Source organism: Burkholderia cenocepacia, from assembly GCF_900446215.1.
GTDB classification, from domain to species: Bacteria; Pseudomonadota; Gammaproteobacteria; order Burkholderiales; family Burkholderiaceae; genus Burkholderia; species Burkholderia cenocepacia.
The window spans coordinates 63,128-77,296 of record NZ_UAQZ01000004.1 but is presented as its reverse complement, the minus strand read 5'-3'; the positions used below and the strand labels follow the sequence as shown (position 1 = coordinate 77,296).

14 protein-coding genes are annotated in these 14,169 nt (G+C 69.5%); 8 read left to right on the top strand and 6 right to left on the bottom strand.

Going from position 1 to position 14,169, the window contains the following annotated elements; translation table 11 throughout:
- Positions 1–18 precede the first annotated feature (18 nt).
- On the top strand, positions 19–891 hold the full coding sequence (locus DTA15_RS12910; protein WP_006485668.1) for a LysR family transcriptional regulator: 873 nt from the start codon (positions 19–21) through the stop codon (positions 889–891).
- 60 nt (positions 892–951) lie between these two features.
- A complete protein-coding gene (locus tag DTA15_RS12905; protein WP_006485664.1) occupies positions 952–1,275 on the top strand; it encodes a DUF7660 family protein in 324 nt (107 codons plus the stop codon).
- A gap of 30 nt (positions 1,276–1,305) precedes the next feature.
- Here the strand turns inward: DTA15_RS12905 and DTA15_RS12900 are convergent, their stop codons facing one another.
- Positions 1,306–2,208, bottom strand: coding sequence for a LysR family transcriptional regulator (locus tag DTA15_RS12900; RefSeq protein WP_006492639.1), 903 nt, complete (start codon positions 2,206–2,208; stop codon positions 1,306–1,308).
- 99 nt (positions 2,209–2,307) lie between these two features.
- Between DTA15_RS12900 and DTA15_RS12895 the strand changes: the two genes are divergently transcribed.
- The gene (locus tag DTA15_RS12895) at positions 2,308–3,285 is read left to right on the top strand and encodes an NAD-dependent epimerase/dehydratase family protein (protein WP_006484281.1); all 978 of its coding nucleotides are present in this window, start codon (positions 2,308–2,310) and stop codon (positions 3,283–3,285) included.
- 350 nt (positions 3,286–3,635) lie between these two features.
- Here the strand turns inward: DTA15_RS12895 and DTA15_RS12890 are convergent, their stop codons facing one another.
- The 5 genes from DTA15_RS12890 to DTA15_RS12870 all read right to left on the bottom strand — a co-directional run bounded on the left by DTA15_RS12890 (position 3,636) and on the right by DTA15_RS12870 (position 8,451).
- Positions 3,636–4,337: a DUF2848 domain-containing protein gene (locus tag DTA15_RS12890; RefSeq protein WP_006484275.1), complete on the bottom strand. Its 702-nt coding sequence runs from the start codon at positions 4,335–4,337 to the stop codon at positions 3,636–3,638.
- A 48-nt stretch (positions 4,338–4,385) separates the two neighbouring features.
- Positions 4,386–5,705 carry an MFS transporter gene (locus DTA15_RS12885; RefSeq protein ID WP_034178639.1) on the bottom strand — a complete coding sequence of 440 codons (1,320 nt, stop codon included), beginning with the start codon at positions 5,703–5,705 and terminating at the stop codon, positions 4,386–4,388.
- A 56-nt stretch (positions 5,706–5,761) separates the two neighbouring features.
- On the bottom strand, positions 5,762–6,406 hold the full coding sequence (locus DTA15_RS12880) for a DUF4286 family protein (protein WP_006484274.1): 645 nt from the start codon (positions 6,404–6,406) through the stop codon (positions 5,762–5,764).
- A gap of 100 nt (positions 6,407–6,506) precedes the next feature.
- On the bottom strand, positions 6,507–7,559 hold the full coding sequence (locus DTA15_RS12875; RefSeq protein ID WP_006492643.1) for a LysR family transcriptional regulator: 1,053 nt from the start codon (positions 7,557–7,559) through the stop codon (positions 6,507–6,509).
- Positions 7,560–7,659: 100 nt separating this feature from the next.
- A complete protein-coding gene (locus DTA15_RS12870; protein WP_006496856.1) occupies positions 7,660–8,451 on the bottom strand; it encodes an SDR family NAD(P)-dependent oxidoreductase in 792 nt (263 codons plus the stop codon).
- A gap of 439 nt (positions 8,452–8,890) precedes the next feature.
- Between DTA15_RS12870 and ypfJ the strand changes: the two genes are divergently transcribed.
- The 5 genes from ypfJ to DTA15_RS12845 all read left to right on the top strand — a co-directional run bounded on the left by ypfJ (position 8,891) and on the right by DTA15_RS12845 (position 14,112).
- Positions 8,891–9,769: a KPN_02809 family neutral zinc metallopeptidase gene (gene ypfJ, locus DTA15_RS12865; protein WP_006483975.1), complete on the top strand. Its 879-nt coding sequence runs from the start codon at positions 8,891–8,893 to the stop codon at positions 9,767–9,769.
- Between the two features lie 207 nt (positions 9,770–9,976).
- The gene (locus tag DTA15_RS12860; protein WP_006483974.1) at positions 9,977–10,711 is read left to right on the top strand and encodes a helix-turn-helix transcriptional regulator; all 735 of its coding nucleotides are present in this window, start codon (positions 9,977–9,979) and stop codon (positions 10,709–10,711) included.
- A gap of 84 nt (positions 10,712–10,795) precedes the next feature.
- Positions 10,796–10,993: a hypothetical protein gene (locus DTA15_RS12855; RefSeq protein ID WP_006483979.1), complete on the top strand. Its 198-nt coding sequence runs from the start codon at positions 10,796–10,798 to the stop codon at positions 10,991–10,993.
- A 218-nt stretch (positions 10,994–11,211) separates the two neighbouring features.
- Positions 11,212–12,714, top strand: coding sequence for an aldehyde dehydrogenase family protein (locus DTA15_RS12850; RefSeq protein ID WP_006483978.1), 1,503 nt, complete (start codon positions 11,212–11,214; stop codon positions 12,712–12,714).
- A gap of 57 nt (positions 12,715–12,771) precedes the next feature.
- Positions 12,772–14,112, top strand: coding sequence for an aspartate aminotransferase family protein (locus DTA15_RS12845; RefSeq protein ID WP_006483976.1), 1,341 nt, complete (start codon positions 12,772–12,774; stop codon positions 14,110–14,112).
- The last annotated feature ends 57 nt before the right edge of the window (positions 14,113–14,169 follow it).

The window sequence follows — 14,169 nt, the reverse complement described above, 5'->3', positions numbered from 1 at the left end:
GATGGATAAGGAATGACGATGCGCGGTTTCGATCTGGACCAGTTGCGCACGTTCGCGGCGGTCGCGGACGCCGGCAGCCTGACGGCCGCCGCGCCGCTGCTGCATCTGTCGCAATCGACGGTCAGCGAGCAGGTGCGCAAGCTCGAATCGCGCGCCGGTGTACCGCTGTTCGTGCGCAGCAAGCGCGGCGTCGAACCGACGCCCGCCGGCTCGCGGCTGCTGCAGCACGCGCGGCGCATCGTCGCGCTGAACGAGGCCGCGTTCGACGAGCTGCGCGGACAGGCGATCAAGGGCGAGCTGCGCGTCGCGATCACCGACTATTACCGGACGAATGAAGTGGCCGGCATGCTGGCGCGGCTGCGCGAGTGCTATCCGCAACTGAGCCTGCACGTGAGCGCGATGAAGAGCGTGGAGATCGAGGCGGCGCACGCACGCGGGCAGATCGATCTCGGCGTCGTGATGAACATGTCGAGCGGGCCGTTCCGGCCGGCGTCGGCCGACACGCGCTGGGTGCTGCGGCGCGAACCGCTGTCGTGGGTCGCGTCGCCCAAGCTCGCCGAGCAGTTGTCGGAGCCGCTGCCGCTGGTGCTGCTGCCGGACGACTGCATGATGCATCAGGTCGCGGTGCGCTCGCTCGACGAGCAGCACACGCCGTACGTGCTCGTGCATAGCGCGTCGGGCGTCGCCGGGTTGCAGTCGATGCTCGCGGCGGGGCTCGGGGTCGGTTGCCTGTGTGCGTCGGCGATCGGCGACGGCCTGATGCGGCTCGGCACGAAATACCGGCTGCCGCCGCTGCCCGACGCGGTGTTTTCTCTGACGCCGCCGCTGCCGGGCGAACGCGAGACCGTCACCCAGGCGCGCGAGGTGCTGTCGCGTCAACTGCTGATGTAAAACCATGCCGCGCGACATGCGGCGGCGCGTCGCCAAGCGGCGCGCCAGGGGGCCACAGGCATGAACGACGACGAACTGAAGAACCAGATGGCCGCGAAGCTGCAGCACGCGCTGGAGCGCGTGGTCGACGAGCGTACGCTGATCCACTTCCTGCGCGTGCTCGGCCATGACTGGCACACGGAGCGGCAACTCGAGGCCGACGCGCCGCTGTCGCCGTACGCCCGCGCGGCGCTCGGCTGGGAAAACCGGTCGATCGGCGAGTACCTGGAAGCGATGATCGACTGGGCGGAGGCGTCCGAAGAAGGGCTGCGTTTCTACGATGTGCCCGACAACCCGTGGCGGCGCATCGCGGACATCCTGTTCGCCGGCAAAATCTACGAATAGCGCGGCCCGCGGATTCACGCACGCCGCTTTCTACTCGGCGCCTTCGCCGTCCGCATACGCACGCAGCCCGTTGGCCAGCGCATCGAACACGGCCCGACAGCGCGGGCTCGCCCGCAAGTCCTCATGCATCACGACCCAGGTTTCCAGCCGAATCGCGGGCCCGTTCGGCAGCACGCGCACGAGTCGCGCGTCGCGTTTCGCGAGCGCCGTCTGGCAGAAGCCGATCCCGTAGCCGGCGCGGATCATCGCGAGTTGCGCGAGGTTGCTGTCGGTGCGCAGCGCGAACGCGTCGCGTTTCCACAGCGGCATGCCGCGCCCCGCCGAGCGGATGAACGGCGTGACCGTATCGAAGCCGATCAGCGCGTGATGCGCGAGCGCGTCGGTTGTCGCCGGCGCGCCGTGGTGCGCCAGGTAATCGTCGCGCGCATACAGCCCGACCTCGATTGCGCCGACGCGCCGCGCGACGAGCGCGTCCTGCGCAGGCGGCGCCATCCGGACCGCGATGTCGGCCTCGCGCTTGAGCACGTCCTGGACGCGGTCGGTCGGCACCAGTTCGATCACGAGCCCCGGATGGTCGCGCCGCAATTGCGCGAGCATCGGCGGCAGCACCTCGACGGCGATCACGTCGCTGGCCGAGATCCGCACGATGCCGCGCACGCCGGCGCCGTGGCTGGCCGCCGCGCGCTCGAACGCGGCCGCCGCGCTGCGCAACGCCTCCGCATGGCCGCGCAGCGCGAGCGCGGCTTCGGTCGGCAGCAGGCCCGACGGCGAGCGCGTGAACAGCGTCTGGCCGAATGCGGCCTCGAGCGCCGCGACATGGCGGCCGGCCGTCGGCTGGGTGATGCCGAGGGCCCGTGCTGCGCCGGACAGCGAGCCTTCCGTCAGCACCGCGAGGAAGGTGCGGTAGCGTTCCCAGTTCAGATCGGTGGTCATACATAAATGTATAGCTGATCTGCTGGGTTCAGCAATTCCTTGATGGTGATCGGCGCGCCAGAATGCGTGTCGTGACGGTTCCATTCAAGGAGGGCGGCAATGACGACGGACGCAGGCGGGACGCAACGACTGGCACTCGTGCTCGGCGCGAGCGGCGGGATTGGCGGGGAAGTCGCGCGGCAGTTGCGCGATGCGGGCTGGCAGGTGCGCGCGCTCAAGCGCGGGCTCGATGCCGAAATCGCGGAGCGCGACGGCATTGGCTGGGTGCGCGGCGACGCGCTGGATCGCGACGCGGTGGTGCGCGCCGCACGCGGCTGCGGCGTGATCGTGCATGCGGTGAACCCGCCCGGATACCGGAACTGGGCCACGCAGGTGCTGCCGATGATCGACAACACGATCGCGGCGGCCCGGGCCGCGCAGGCGACCGTCGTGCTGCCGGGCACGGTCTACAACTTCGGCGCCGATGCGTTTCCGGTGCTGCGGGAAGACGCGCCGCAGCATCCGGCGACCCGCAAGGGCGCGATCCGCGTCGAACTGGAGCGGCGGCTGCAGGACGCCAGTGTGCACGGCGTGCGGGCGATCGTCGTGCGCGCCGGCGATTTTTTCGGGCCGCAGCTCGGCAACAGCTGGTTTTCGCAGGGGCTGATCAAGCCGGGGCGGCCCGTCGCGGCCATCAGCGTGCCGGGCCGCGGCGTCGGCCATCAATGGTCGTATGTGCCGGACGTGGCGCGCGTGATGGTCGAGCTGATCGAGCGGCGCGAGATGCTGGAGCCGTTCGCGCGCTTTCATCTGGGCGGGCATTGGGATGAAGACGGCCTGCAGATGGCGCAGGCCGTGCAACGCGTCGCGCAGCGGCACGGCATGCGGCCGGCGCTGCGCGATTTCCCGTGGTGGCTCGTGTGGGCGGCCGCGCCGTTCGTCACGACACTGCGCGAATTGCTCGAGATGCGTTACCTGTGGCGCGAACCGATCCGGATGGACAACGCGCGCGTGACCGCGGTGCTCGGCCGCGAGCCGGTGACGCCGCTCGATACGGCGGTGGAGGCGACGCTGGCGGGGCTCGGGTGTCTCGGGTGAGCAACGGTGGGTAGCACGGGCAGCGCCCGGGCATGGAAACGCATCACGGCGAACCGATGAAGCCCCCGGACCACAATTCTCCACATACCCGCGTGCGTCCGATGCGCATCATGTCGGTCAACACCGATAGGGCGAAAACGGGGGCGAGATGGTGCATTTCGGATGGAAAGCGTCGGTTGCGGGCGCAATCATGTTCGCATTGAGCGGGTGTACGGATCTGGCCGGCGTGCTGTATTGCGACAACTCGCAGTTCAACTTTCCGGACTATCACTGCTTTCAGCTGTACCGGTAGGGCTGGCACGGCGACTGAACGCCGCCGCCTCCGTATGCCGTGCAGTTTCCCGTTCCCGTCAAGCCACGACCGGCAACACCTCGACCGCATAGCGATGCGTGAGACTGCGCCCGAGCACCGGATCGTGCAGCTCCATCTCGAATGCGTCGCCGTCGTCCATCGCCGCGATCGCGCCGTGCACGGCGACGGTCCCGCCATACATCGCGCAGCGCGCGGGCATCGTGCGGCGGTCGTCGAAACGCTGCCACAGCACGTCGGGCGCGAGCAGGCCGCTGACCGCGCCGTGCTGGTACGCCACCCGTTCGCCATCGCGCGCAATCAGCCACGAACGCATCTCGAGCGCATCCCAGTGATCGGCGACATCCGCATAACGCCACGCGTCACGGCCGAGCGGCTTCGCACACACCTGCTTCGACACGGCGACGCCGTATGCTTCGACTTCGCGATCCGTGTGATCGGAGCCGACCGTGACCAGCGTGCCGGCCGGGCTGTCGACCAGCACGCATTCGATCTCGCCGCCCGAGCGCGCGCCGAGCACGCCGATCGACGGCGCCTGCGTGAGCAGCGCGGACGACACGCGATAGAAGCACGGCGTGGTCGACGGCGGCGCGACGCCGAGCGCCGCGAGTTCGTCGATGTGCGCCTGGATCGCGGCCGGGTCGCGGCCGGCCCAGCCGGCGATCACGACCCGTTCGACGTCGACGTCGACGGCGGCCGGCGCGCGTTGCAGGGAAATCACGTTGAACGACAGGGTTGGCATGCGGCTATCCGTTTGAAGTGCGAAGGAATGGTCGGCGGGTGGCGGCGCTCAGTCGTCGAGCGGCCGGTGCGCGGTCTCGCGCGCGGCGACGAGCGCGATCGACGTGACGACGAGCGCGGCGGTGACGTACAGCGACACGGCCGTCGTCGTGCCCGTCTGCCGGAACAGCGCGGCGATCACGAGCGGCGCGAAGCCGCCGCCGACGATGCCGGCGAGCGTGTACGCGAGCGACGAGCCCGCGTAGCGCACGCGCGTCGGGAACTGTTCGGTCACGAACGCGCCCTGCGGGCCGTACATCACCGCATGGATCACGAGGCCGATCGCGACGGCCGCGACGATCGCCGCGGGGCGCGCGGAATCGAGCAGCGCGAAGAACACGAACGCCCACACGATGCCGGCGAGCGCGCCGGCGAGATACACGGGCCGGCGGCCGAAGCGGTCCGACAACGCGCCGAAGAACGGCACCGCGAGCGCATTGCAGGCCGTGCCGATCATCACGGCCGTCAGCGCGACCGGGCGCGACAGGTGCAGCACGGTCGTCACATAGGTGAGCGTGAACACGACGATCAGCGCATACAGCACGTCCGAACCGATGCGCGAGCCGCCCGCGATCAGCAGGCGCTTCCAGTGGTACTTCAGCACGTCGGCGACAGGCACGTCGGCGGTCGCATGCGATTCGGCGAGCTGCTCGAACTGCGGCGTTTCGTCGACGCCGCGCCGCAGCCAGAAGCCGAACACGACGAGCAGCGCGCTGGCCGCGAACGGTACGCGCCAGCCCCACGACAGGAAGGTGTCGGACGTGGTCGACAGCGTGACGAGCGCGATGCAGCCGGTGCCGAGCAGCGTGCCGAACGACGGGCCGATCTGCGTCCACGACGCGGACAGCCCGCGCCGTTTCTGGTCGCCGTGCTCGACCGACAGCAATACCGCGCCGGCCCATTCGCCGCCGAGCGCGACGCCCTGCACGAAGCGCAGCGCGACGAGCAGGATCGGGCTCAGGATGCCGGCCTGCGCGTAGGTCGGCAGCGCGCCCATCAGCGCGGTCGTCACGCCCATCAGCACGAGCGTGAGCATCAGCACCGCGCGGCGGCCGATGCGGTCGCCGAGGTTGCCGAATACGAAGCCGCCGAGCGGGCGCGACACGTAGCCGACCGCATAGGTCGAGAACGCGAGGATCGTGCCGGCCAGCGGATCGACCGACGGGAAGAACAGATGGTTGAAAACGAGCGCGGCGAGCGTGTTGTAGATCGTGAAGTCGTACCACTCGAGCGACGTGCCGATCATGCTCGCGGTCGCGAGTCGGCTGTTGCGGACACGGCGGGGCGCGTGGGCGGCGGGCTGGACGAGAGTGCTCATGGTATCGGGCAGGTCGTGACGGATGACGGGATGAAGCGCGGGCCGGCGTGGGCGGCGGCGTCGAGCGTTCAGGCAGGCAGGGCGGCAGCGGTCGCGGCGGCGCGCCACAGCAGGTCGAAGGTGCGCACGTCGTCGTGTCCGGCGAGCGTGGCGGCGACGCGGTGCGTGGCCGTTGCGTCGCTGCCTTCGATCAGCACCAGCGCATCGGCGGCCGGGCGGGCGGCGGCGGCGCCGAGCGGTGCGGACAGGTCCGGTGACGTGCGGAAAAGCCGTGCGGCATGGATGCCGGGTTCCTGCAGCGCGGCGTCGAAGCGCGCGCGCAGGTGCGGCACGTCGATGCGATCGGGGGGCAGCACGAACAGCGCGAGATGCGCGCCTTCACCGTCACCGGCCTCGATCGTCAGCTCGCCGACGCGCCGCTGCGTACCCGTCATGCGCTCGAAGTTCGCGAGCGACCACGCGGTCTGCTGCGTGAACGCGCGGCGGTACGCATCGCCGCGGAACACGTCGAGCGCGTCCGTCACGTACAGCGCGAGGTATCGGCGCGGGCCGCCGTCGGTCGCACGAAACCGTCGCGCATGCGTGAAGCCGGGAATCGCGACACGCTCCTGCATGTGCTCGCGGTCGTACCACGCGTTGAAATCGGCTTCGTGCGCGGGGTCGATATCCGTCCAGACGCAAAGCTGGCCGTGCGGAAGGGAAAGGCGGGTCATTGCGGGGTTCCTCGTGACGCGGTGGGGCAGGAACTGCAGTGTCCCGAAGACGGGTCGCGCCCGTCCAACAAGAAAACAAATTCGCGGTGAACAGGTTTTCTTATGAGCGGCGCGGGCGGCGTTTTGCGGCGGGCGCGGCAGGCGGGGCGGTTTTTGTCGTGCGCTTCGTTGTCGTCGATGCGTTCGTCTTTGTCGTGGTCGCCTTGCGCGCGGGCGTTGCATCGACGAGCGTTGCGTCGACGCGCTCGGCGGCGGCCGGCTTCGCGAGATTTCCGGCAGCCGCCATCGCGCGCGCCACTTCGCTCGCGAGTTCCGCGATGCGCGCGGCGACCGGCAGCCCTTGGCTGCGGTAAGTCGCGACGAGCGGCAGCGGCGGGAATTCGGGCGCGACGTCGAGCAGTTCGAGCGTACCTTCGTGCAGCTCGCGCCCGATGATCGCCGGCGGCAGCGCGGCCACGCCGAAGCCGTCGGCGACGAGGCGGATCATCGCCGCGACCGACGTGATGCAGTTGATGCTGGCCGGCCGTTCGACCGCCGCGAACAGCCGCTCGATCGTCGCGTGCGGCCCCGAGTGGCGCGAGAAGCTGATGATCGGAAAACCGGCCAGCCGCGCGACGTCGAGCGGCTGGCCGCCGAGCCCGAGGCGCGGGCTCGCGGCCCAGCGCACCGGGAATTCGCACAGCGGCAGGTTCGTGAAGTCCGGGCCCGGCACCGGGTCGGTCTGCAGGATCAGGTCGACGCCGTCGGTGCTGAGCAGGCGAATCAGATGCAGCGTCGTGTCGCTCGTGATCTCGACGTCGAGGCGCGGATAGCGCTCGCGCAGTTGCGCCATCAGCGCGGGAAACCAGCTGTGCACGATCGATTCGATCACGCCGATCCGGATCAGGCCCGCATCGCTGGCCGCGTCGATGTCGCGCCGCATTTCCCCATCGAGCCGCACGATCCGCTCCGCGTAGGCCAGCATGCGCCGGCCCGCCGGCGTGAGCGTGGCCGAGCGCGTGTTGCGGTCGAACAGGCGCACGTCGAACGCTTCCTCGAGCGATGCGATGCGGCTCGACACGGCAGCCTGCGTCGTATGCAGTTTCTCGGCCGTGAGCCGGAAGTTTTCCAGCTTCGCGAGCCAGACGAAGGTTTCCAGAAACCGGATGTTCATCGAATTCCGAACGGTGAGGCGGTGCCGCGCCAGGCGGCGGATCGGGACGATGTTAACGGATTCGGAAGCGCGCACGCACGCGCCGCAGGTTCGGGTGGCGTCAAAGCCGGTCGAACGCGAGCGTCGGCACGTCGACGACCATCGCGCCGCCGTCCGCGACGAGCGTCGCGCCGGTCACGAACGACGCGTCCGGCGACGCCAGGAACGCGCAGACGGCCGCGATCTCGTCGGGATCGGCCGCGCGCCGCAGCGGCACGTCGGCGCTGACGCGGGCGTACGCACCGTCGAGCGAATCGCCGTGCGCGGCCATCAGCGGCTCCATTTCCGCGTCGGCCATCGGCGTGCGGACCCAGCCCGGGCAGACGGCGTTCGCCCGCACGCCGTGCGGACCGTAGTCGCGCGCGAGCGATCGCGCCAGGCCGAGCAGCGCGTGCTTGCCGACCGTGTAGCCGCATACGCCGGGCCCGGCCGCGAGCGCCGCGATCGACGCGACCAGCACGATATTGCCGCGCTGCGCGATCAGGTCGGGCAGGCACGCGCGCGCGCTGACGAATGCGGTGTCGAGGTTCGCATGCATCGCAGCGCGCCACTGCGCGTCGTCGGTTTCGTCCGCGCGGCCGATGCCGTGGCCGCCCGCGCAGGCGACAAGCGCATCGACGCGGCCGAAGCGTGCGGCGATGCGCGGCAGGAAGCCGGCCCAGTCGGCGGCGCTCGCGGCGTCGCCGGCCAGCGCGAGGCCGCCCGTTTCGGCAGCCAGCGCGTCGAGCGGCGCCTGGCGGCGCCCGATCAGCACGACGCGGTCGCCGCGGCGGGCGAAGCGGCGCGCGCAGGCGGCGCCGATGCCGGTGCCGGCGCCGGTAATGGCGATCGTGCGGGGGGGCGGGTGCGTCATGTCGTTCTCCGGAAAGGGGGCGTTCCGGCCACTTTAGGCGGCGCCGGCGCGCGCCGGTATCCGCCGAAAGGATGAACGCGGGTCGCCCGAACGGCCGGGCGTGGCGGGCACGGTGGCCTTGGCCCATTTTGCAAAGGCTGACGATGTCCGACGCCGAATCGCTCTATCCTCCACATTTTTGCGATAAGCCACGAAAGCCCGGCAAAATAGCGCGGGCGGGCGCGCAGCGACGGGCGGCGCGTCGGCCGCCGATTCCGTCGTACGAATGGCGCGGCCGGCAGGGGCGCGGCCGGCAATGGCGCGGCCGGCCGGATCGGCGCGAGCGGGCGTCCGATGCGCAGGTATCGCGTCTGCCGACGGAGCGTGTCGCCACGGCGTATCGCCCGGTTGCGCGCTGGCGCGATCGGACCATCGACAAAAGAACAGGGAGGGGCCGGCAATGAGGCTGGACGACGAAAGGGAAAGCACGAACGTCGAGGATCGACGCGGCGCCGGCGGGTTCGGCGGCGGGCGCGCGACGATCGGCATCGGCACGATCGTGATCGCGCTGGCTGCCTCGTATTTCTTCGGAATCGACCCGCGCGTCGTGCTCGAAGGTGCGTCGGCGCTGCAGGGCCGCCAGCAGCAGGCGCAGCCCGCGCCGACCCAGCACCAGGGCGCACCGGCGAACGACGCCGGCGCGGTGTTCACGCGCAAGGTGCTCGGCAACATCGAACGCACGTGGACGGGCGTGTTCAACACGCAGCTGCATGCGCAGTACGAACCGCCGAAGCTCGTGATGTTCACGAACTCGACGCCGACCGCGTGCGGCACCGGCCAGACCGCGATGGGGCCGTTCTACTGCCCGGGCGACCGCAACGTGTACATCGATCTCGGCTTCTACGACGAACTGCGCAAGCGTTTCGGCGCCGGCGGCGACTTTGCGCAGGCCTACGTGATCGCGCACGAAGTCGGCCATCACGTGCAGAACCTGCTCGGTATTGCCGACAAGGTCGACGCCGCGCGCCGGCGCTCGAGCCAGGCGCGCGCGAATGCGCTGTCGGTGCGGATGGAGCTGCAGGCCGACTGCTTTGCCGGCGTGTGGGCGAACAACGCGCAGCGCGCGAACCAGCGGTTGATGGAACCCGGCGACTTCGAGCAGGGACTGAAGGCCGCCGCGGCGATCGGCGACGACCGGCTGCAGCAGCAAGGGCAGGGCTACGTCGTGCCCGAAAGCTTCACGCACGGCACCAGCGAGCAGCGCGTGTACTGGCTGCGGCGCGGGATGGAGTCGGGCGAGGTGAGCGCCTGCGACACGTTCGCCGCGAACGCACGCTGAAGCCAGGCGCGCGCACCGTCGCGCGCCGGCATCGTCCCGGCTGAACCGGCTGAACCGGCTGAACCGGCTGAACCGGCTGAACCGGCTGAACCGGCCACCTGGCCGGCCCGGGACGATTTGCCGATTTGTGCTCACCGGCGCTTTTCGGCGCCGGTAGGCTGGCCCGGACGTTGAAATTCGACGCGTTCGCCACCCAGCCGATTTCCGATGCCGACCTCATCCGTTCCCGCCGACCACGCTCCCGCCGACTGGCCACGCGCGCTGCGCGCGTGCGTGGACGCGTTCGATGCGTTCGCGAGCCCGTCGGCGATTGTGTTCTACCGGCTCGACCAGAGCGGCGAACCGGCCGATTTCGAGCTGTTCGGGATGCCGGAATCGATGCACCGCACCTATGTCGCCCGCTACCGGATGCTCGATCCGCTGCACCCGTCGCGCTGCGCGGCGGGCGACCGCGCGGTCGTCACGCTCGCGTCCCAATTGCCTGACGAGCGACGTGACGCATCCGCGTACTGGACCCGTTTTCTGCGGCGGCACGACGTGGCCGACGTCGTCGAGATCTGGCTGCGCGACGCGGGCCGCACGGTCGGCGCGTTTTCGCTGCTGCGCTTCGGCATGGGCGACGCGAATCGCACCGGCAATGGTACGGCAGGACGCTTCGCACCCGGCGAGATCGACGCACTCGCGCGTCTGCAGCCTGTCGCCGAAGCCGCGCTGAGCCCGCTGCTGCGCGCCCGGCGCGGGATCCACCGGATCGGTTGCGAGGAACGGCTGACCTACCGCGAGGAGCAGATCGCGCGGCTCGTGCGCGACGGTTGCTCGAACAAGGAGATCGCGCGCGATCTCGCGCTCGGACAACCGACGATCAAGACCCACCTGATGCGCATGTACCGCAAGCTCGGCGTGTCGAATCGCACGGAGCTGGTCGGCGCGCTGTTCCTGTAATCGTTCTGCAAGCTGGCCCGCGAGATCGTGCAGTACCATGCGCGCTCGTCGTATCGATAACAATTCAAGAAAAGGGCCGGGAACATGGACGTCGCGATCATTGCCGCTTCGATTTTAGTCATCGCGTTGAGCGTCGCGCTGCCGATCTTCATCGTCAGGACGGTCAGAAGCGGAACCTACGACTCGCTGTACTTCCTGATCCCGCTTGCGCTCGGCGTGTATTGGCTGGACTACCAGGCGTACGACTTCCTCGCGTCGATGGCGCACGGTTTCAGAAACTGACGATTCAATGACCGGACCCCGGTCCGGCATCCAAACCACGGCAGCCCCCGGCGGATCGCGCACGTCGCCCGCGGGCCGCGTCGCGGGCTCGAACCGCTACCGCGCGCCACGCGCTGCCAATTTGCGCTCACCGGGCGTGATCCCTCGTCGATACAGTGGTCCGACGCCTGCGTGCCTCGCCCGCACGCGGTCCAGCCACGACAATCAACGAGACGCCCATGAGCAACACGAGCTTCGTCGCCGTCAGCGACACCGTGCGCACCTTCGTTGCGCGCGATTTCGGCCTCTTCATCGACGGCGCCATGCAGCCCGCGCACGCGGCCGCGCGGCTCGACGTGTACGACCCCGCGACGGGCGAGCGGCTCGCCACCGTCGCGGACGCCGACGCACACGACGTCGACCGCGCGGTCGCCAGCGCCAGACACGCGTTCGACGCGCGCGTGTGGTGCGGGCTGCGGCCGGCCGACCGCGAACGCATCCTGCTGAAACTCGCGGACCTGATCGAAGCCGACGCCGAAACGCTCGCGCAGCTCGAAACGCTGAACCAGGGCAAGTCGATTCACGTGTCGCGTGCGATCGAAGTTGGCGCGAGCGTCGAATACGTGCGCTACATGGCCGGCTGGGCGACCAAGATCACCGGCCAGACGCTCGACGTGTCGATCCCGTTTCCGCCCGGCGCGCGCTATACGGCCTATACGCGCAAGGAGCCGGTCGGCGTGGTCGCCGCGATCGTGCCGTGGAATTTCCCGCTGATGATCGCGGTGTGGAAGCTGGTTCCCGCGCTCGCGGCCGGCTGCACGATCGTGCTGAAGCCGTCGCCGGAAACGCCGCTCACCGCGTTGCGCCTCGCCGAACTCGCGCGCGAGGCCGGCGTGCCGCCCGGCGTGTTCAACGTCGTCACGGGCGGCCGCGTCTGCGGCGCGGCGCTCGCCAGCCACCCGTCGATCGCGAAGATCTCGTTCACGGGCTCGACCGCGACCGGCAAGCTGGTCGGCGCGGCGGCCGTGCAGAACATGACGCGCTTCTCGCTGGAGCTCGGCGGCAAGAACCCGATCGTGATGCTCGACGACGTCGACGTCGCGCAGGCGCTCGACGGCGTCGCCGCCGGCGCGTTCTTCAACCAGGGGCAGGTGTGCGCGGCCGCGTCGCGCATCTATGTGCATCGCAGCAAGTTCGCGCAACTCGCGGACGGCCTCGCGGGCGTCGCGCGGTCGATGAAGCTCGGCGCGGGCCTCGACACCACCGCGCAGATCAACCCGCTCGTGTCCGCGCACCATCGCGACAAGGTCGTCCAGCACATCGAAGGCGCGCGCCGTGCGGGCCTCACGTTCCTCGCGGGCGGCACGCCGGCCGACGATCTGCCCGGCTATTACGTGAAGCCGGCCGTGATCGCCGATCCGCATCCGGACAGCGCGATCGTGCGCGACGAGGTGTTCGGCCCGGTGATCGTGGTCGTGCCGTTCGACGACGCGGCCGACGCGGTGCGCCTCGCGAACGCGTCGCCGTACGGCCTCGCCGCGAGCGTCTGGAGCAACGACCTGAAACGTGTGATGAACCTCGTGCCGCAGATCGAGGCCGGCACGGTGTGGGTGAACTGCCATATTCCGCTCGATCCGTCGATGCCGTTCGGCGGCTACAAGCAATCGGGCATCGGTCGCGAATTCGGCCAGTACGCGATCGAAGGCTTCACCGAAACCAAATCCGTCTGCATCGCGCACTGACGCGCGACGCTCGAACCCGAACGAACCCGATTCAACGATCCGACAGTGGAGACTGCAATGAGCTACAACGAAGCGAAATTCTGGCACCCGATGCTGCACCCGAACGAGATGAAACAGCGCAAGCCGATCCGCATCGTGCGCGGCGACGGCTGCTACGTGTTCGACGAGGCGGGGCGCAAGCTCGTCGACGGCGTCGCGGGCCTGTGGAACGTGAACGTCGGTCACAACCGCCAGGAAGTGAAGGACGCGATCGTGCGCCAGCTCGACGAACTCGAATACTTCCAGCTGTTCGACGGCATTTCGCATCCGCGCGCCGAGGAGTTGTCGAAGAAGGTGATCGACCTGCTCGAACCGGAAGGGATGCGCCGCGTGCTGTACAGCTCGGGCGGCTCCGATGCGATCGAGACCGCGCTGAAGATCGCGCGCCAGTACTGGAAGGTGCGCGGCCAGGCCGATCGCACGAAGTTCATCTCGCTGAAACAGGGTTATCACGGCACGCACTTCGGCGGCGCGTCGGTGAACGGCAACACGGTGTTCCGCCGCAACTACGAGCCGAACCTGCCCGGCTGCTTCCACGTCGAGACGCCGTGGCTGTACCGCAACCCGTTCACGCAGGACCCGGAGGAACTCGGCCGGATCTGCGCGGAAATGCTGGAGCGCGAGATTCAGTTCCAGAGCCCCGATACGGTCGCCGCGTTCATCGCGGAGCCGATTCAGGGCGCGGGCGGCGTGATCGTGCCGCCGGCCAACTACTGGCCGCTGGTGCGCGAGGTGTGCGACCGCTACGGCGTGCTGCTGATCGCCGACGAAGTGGTGACCGGCTTCGGCCGCAGCGGCTGCCTGTTCGGCAGTCGCGGCTGGGGCGTGCGCCCGGACATCATGTGTCTGGCGAAGGGCATTTCGTCGGGCTACGTGCCGCTCGGCGCGACGGTCGTGAACGCGCGGATCGAGGATGCGTTCGCCGCGAATGCCGATTTCGGCGGGGCGATCATGCACGGCTACACGTACGCCGGCCATCCGGTCGCATGCGCGGCCGCGATCGCGAGCCTCGACATCGTCGTGAAGGAGGACCTGCCGGCAAATGCGGCGAAGCAGGGTGCGTATCTGCTCGAAGCGCTGCAGCCGTTCGCGGAGCGCTTCGCGGCGGTCGGCGAGGTGCGCGGCAAGGGGCTGATGCTCGCGCTCGACCTCGTCGCGAACAAGGACACGCGCGAGCCGATCGATCCGCTGTCGGGCTATGCGAACGCGGTCGCGGAAGTCGCGCGCGAGAACGGCGTGCTGGTGCGCCCGGTCGGCACGAAGATCATCCTGTCGCCGCCGCTCGTGATCCAGCGCGAACAGCTCGACCGGATCGTCGACGCGCTCGCGGCCGGCTTCGAGGCCGTGCCGTTCGCGTAACGGCGTGATCGCATGACGGCCAATCCGCGGCGGAAGGGGGGAACGCCGTCGCGGGTT

Bases quoted from the DNA above. Each gene is read 5' to 3' on its own strand.
- DTA15_RS12910 (WP_006485668.1), top strand. From the start codon at position 19: ATGCGCGGTTTCGATCTGGACCAGTTGCGCACGTTCGCGGCGGTCGCG.
- DTA15_RS12905 (WP_006485664.1), top strand. From the start codon at position 952: ATGAACGACGACGAACTGAAGAACCAGATGGCCGCGAAGCTGCAGCAC.
- DTA15_RS12900 (WP_006492639.1), bottom strand. From the start codon at position 2,208: ATGACCACCGATCTGAACTGGGAACGCTACCGCACCTTCCTCGCGGTG.
- DTA15_RS12895 (WP_006484281.1), top strand. From the start codon at position 2,308: ATGACGACGGACGCAGGCGGGACGCAACGACTGGCACTCGTGCTCGGC.
- DTA15_RS12890 (WP_006484275.1), bottom strand. From the start codon at position 4,337: ATGCCAACCCTGTCGTTCAACGTGATTTCCCTGCAACGCGCGCCGGCC.
- DTA15_RS12880 (WP_006484274.1), bottom strand. From the start codon at position 6,406: ATGACCCGCCTTTCCCTTCCGCACGGCCAGCTTTGCGTCTGGACGGAT.
- DTA15_RS12875 (WP_006492643.1), bottom strand. From the start codon at position 7,559: ATGAACATCCGGTTTCTGGAAACCTTCGTCTGGCTCGCGAAGCTGGAA.
- DTA15_RS12870 (WP_006496856.1), bottom strand. From the start codon at position 8,451: ATGACGCACCCGCCCCCCCGCACGATCGCCATTACCGGCGCCGGCACC.
- ypfJ (WP_006483975.1), top strand. From the start codon at position 8,891: ATGAGGCTGGACGACGAAAGGGAAAGCACGAACGTCGAGGATCGACGC.
- DTA15_RS12860 (WP_006483974.1), top strand. From the start codon at position 9,977: ATGCCGACCTCATCCGTTCCCGCCGACCACGCTCCCGCCGACTGGCCA.
- DTA15_RS12855 (WP_006483979.1), top strand. From the start codon at position 10,796: ATGGACGTCGCGATCATTGCCGCTTCGATTTTAGTCATCGCGTTGAGC.
- DTA15_RS12850 (WP_006483978.1), top strand. From the start codon at position 11,212: ATGAGCAACACGAGCTTCGTCGCCGTCAGCGACACCGTGCGCACCTTC.
- DTA15_RS12845 (WP_006483976.1), top strand. From the start codon at position 12,772: ATGAGCTACAACGAAGCGAAATTCTGGCACCCGATGCTGCACCCGAAC.